The organism is Streptococcus sp. UBA4344 (assembly GCF_002393675.1).
In the GTDB taxonomy this organism is placed as follows: domain Bacteria; phylum Bacillota; class Bacilli; order Lactobacillales; family Streptococcaceae; genus Streptococcus; species Streptococcus vicugnae.
Window position 1 is genome coordinate 1 of the sequence record NZ_DGTE01000039.1, and the last position, 3,116, is coordinate 3,116.

A 3,116-nucleotide genomic window follows, 5' to 3' on the forward strand; every position below is an offset into this window, starting at 1 on the left:
CCTCTCGGACAACAGCTATATTAGTATACTAAATTTACTATAGAGTGTCAATGCTTTTATGAAAATTTCTTTGATTTTTTCAATTATTACTAATATTCATCTATCGTGCTGATTACCAGCAACCAATCACAATGCCATTCTAATACTTATTTCCAGTAAAAGCAACTAAAATGACTCCTATACAATTTTACACACAAAAAAGGAGCTATAAGCTCCCTTTATAATTATGATAATGCTTTTTTATATTCTTCAGCTTCAGCTTCAGTAGAAAGTACAAAGTGACCTGGTGTAATTTCACGCATTTCACGTTCTTGACCATCAAGTTCTGCACTTGGATCATAAACTTGATGCACTCGTTCACGTTCAGATTCTGGATCTGGTTCTGGAATTGCAGACAATAAACTCTTAGTGTATGGGTGAATTGGGTTATTGTAAACATCTTCAGATGTTCCAATTTCAAGCATCTTACCCCAGTGCATTACACCAATACGATCTGAAATGTATTTGACCATTGACAAATCGTGAGCGATGAAGAGGTAAGTCAAGCCTTTTTCGCGTTGAAGTTTTTGCATCAAGTTAACAACTTGAGCTTGAATAGACACGTCAAGCGCAGAAATTGGTTCATCAGCAATAATGAATTTTGGTTGTACAGCAAGAGCACGTGCAATACCGATACGTTGACGTTGACCACCAGAGAATTCGTGTGGGTAACGAGTCATGTGATCTTTGTTCAAACCTACTAGAGAAAGTAATTCTTGAACTTTTTCGTCACGTTCTTCTTTACTATTAACAAGTTTGTGAATATCAAGACCCTCAGCAACGATATCACGGATTTTCATACGTCCATTAAGACTTGCTTGTGGGTCTTGGAAAATCATTTGCACATTTTTACGGAATTCATGTAGTTCTTTACCTTTAAGGTTAGAAACTGTTTCTCCATTAAAGTCGATTTCACCATCACTAATATCGTAAAGTTTTAAGATAGCACGTCCAACAGTTGTTTTACCAGAACCTGATTCACCAACTAAACCAAAGACTTCACCTTCATAGATATCGAAGCTGACGTTGTTGATGGCTTTTACTTCATTCTTTTTGCCTTCGTTGAAAGTCAAAGAGACATTTTTAAGTTCAACAAGCTTTTTTCTATTTTCAGTCATTAAGCTTTTCTCCCTTCAAGTTCTTTCCATTTTGCCCAACGTTTTTGAATTGGTAATGGTGGTGTTACTTTAGGTGCACGCTCATCCAGCAACCAAGTTGCAGCAAAGTGAGTATCACTAACTTTAAACATTGGTGGTTCTTCTTCGTAATCGATATCCAAAGCGAATTCGTTACGTGGTGCAAAAGCATCACCTTTTGGTGGGTTAAGAAGATCTGGTGGTGTACCTGGGATTGATTGTAAGCTACCAGCTTCTGTGTCAGTTGTTGGCATTGAGTTCAACAAGCCCCAAGTATATGGGTGTTGCGGATTGTAGAAGACTTCGTCAACTGTTCCATATTCAATAACTTTACCAGCATACATAACTGCAACACGGTCAGCCATACCAGCAACGACACCAAGGTCGTGGGTGATAAAAATGATTGATGAACCACGTTCTTTTTGAATTTTTTTCATCAAGTTAAGAATTTGAGCTTGAATAGTAACATCCAAGGCAGTTGTTGGTTCGTCAGCGATTAACACATCTGGGTTAGCAGCAAGCGCAATTGCAATTACAGCGCGTTGGCGCATACCACCTGACCATTGGTGTGGGTAATCATTGATGTGTTCTTCCGCATTTGGAATACCAACATTTTTCATCAAATCTAGTGCACGATTCCAAGCTTCTTGTTTTGAAACTTTTTCGTGAATCATAATTGGTTCAGCAATTTGTTGACCAATTTTCATAGTTGGGTCAAGACTTGTCATTGGATCTTGGAAAATCATTGCAATTTCATTTCCACGAACTTTGATCCATTCGTCTTCTTTTAGTTCTGTAAGTTTTTTACCTTTAAAATCAATTTCACCTGTAATTGTTGCATTTGAAGCTGATAGCCCCATCAATGTTTTTGTTGTTACAGATTTACCTGATCCAGATTCACCTACGATAGCAAGTGTTTCGCCTTTCTTCAAATCAAAATTGACGTCGCGAATGGCTTTAATTTCTCCAGCGTAGGTTTGGAAATCTACATGGAGGTTTTTAACTTGTAAAATTGTTTCTTCACTCATATTTTTTCCTCCTAACGATCACCAGATTTTGGATCAAATGCATCACGAAGACCATCACCTAACAAGATGAAAGCAAGTGAGATTAATACCAAAGCAAGGGCTGGTAGAGTTACTTGATAAGGGTAGTATTGTAAGTATTCTTGAGCATCAGTAATCAATGAACCAAGTGATGCTGTTGGTGGTTTTACCCCGAGGTTAATAGCTGAAAGCACAGCTTCGTACATGATGGCACTTGGAACTGTCATCATGATTTGAACAATAATAATCCCTGAAATATTTGGAAGGATATGTTTAAATGCGATTTTAGGAGCACTTTCACCCAATGAACGAGCAGCAAGAACAAATTCTTGTTCACGGTAAGAAAGTGTTAGGTTACGTACTTGACGAGCCATTGATGTCCAACCAACGATGGCAATTGAAATGATAATTGATGTAACACCATTACCAAGCAAAAGACCAAGCATTGTTACGATAACCAAGTTAGGGATTGATGAAATAACTTCAATGATACGTTGCATAACCATGTCAACACGGCCACCAACATATCCTGAAATCAAACCGTAAGTTACCCCAATCAAAAGGTCAATCAATGTTGCAACAATAGCAATAAGAAGTGAGATACGAACACCTACGATGATACGTTTTGCAACGCTACGTCCTAGGTTATCAGTACCAAGGATGAATTTTGTTCCTTCTGGAACACCTTGGTCTGCATAAGCATCGTTAGCTTCTGTATTACCAGAATACGTAATTTTACCATTCCAGAATGGAAGGTTATCACTAATTTTTGGTGGAAGGTTACGGTAAGTAGTAACTTCTTTTGTGTTGAAAGCATTAGCGTCATCACGTGGTACTAAAACTACTGAAATCATTGAGAATACTAATAAAATTCCCAAGAACCACATTGAAACAA

At 37.7% G+C, this 3,116-nt stretch carries 3 protein-coding genes; all 3 read right to left on the bottom strand.

What is annotated here, in order from left to right; all coding sequences use genetic code 11:
- Nucleotides 1-224: 224 nt before the first annotated feature.
- Complete coding sequence (locus tag B4D49_RS07425; RefSeq protein ID WP_074565179.1) at nucleotides 225-1,157, bottom strand: ABC transporter ATP-binding protein; 933 nt, start codon at nucleotides 1,155-1,157, stop codon at nucleotides 225-227.
- Nucleotides 1,157-2,203: an ABC transporter ATP-binding protein gene (locus tag B4D49_RS07430; RefSeq protein WP_286783661.1), complete on the bottom strand. Its 1,047-nt coding sequence runs from the start codon at nucleotides 2,201-2,203 to the stop codon at nucleotides 1,157-1,159. Before B4D49_RS07430 ends, B4D49_RS07425 begins: the two co-directional genes overlap by 1 nt.
- 11 nt (nucleotides 2,204-2,214) lie before the next feature.
- Nucleotides 2,215-3,116, bottom strand: a 902-nt coding sequence (locus tag B4D49_RS07435) for an ABC transporter permease (RefSeq protein ID WP_286783662.1), incomplete at its 5' end; no start/stop codon positions are given.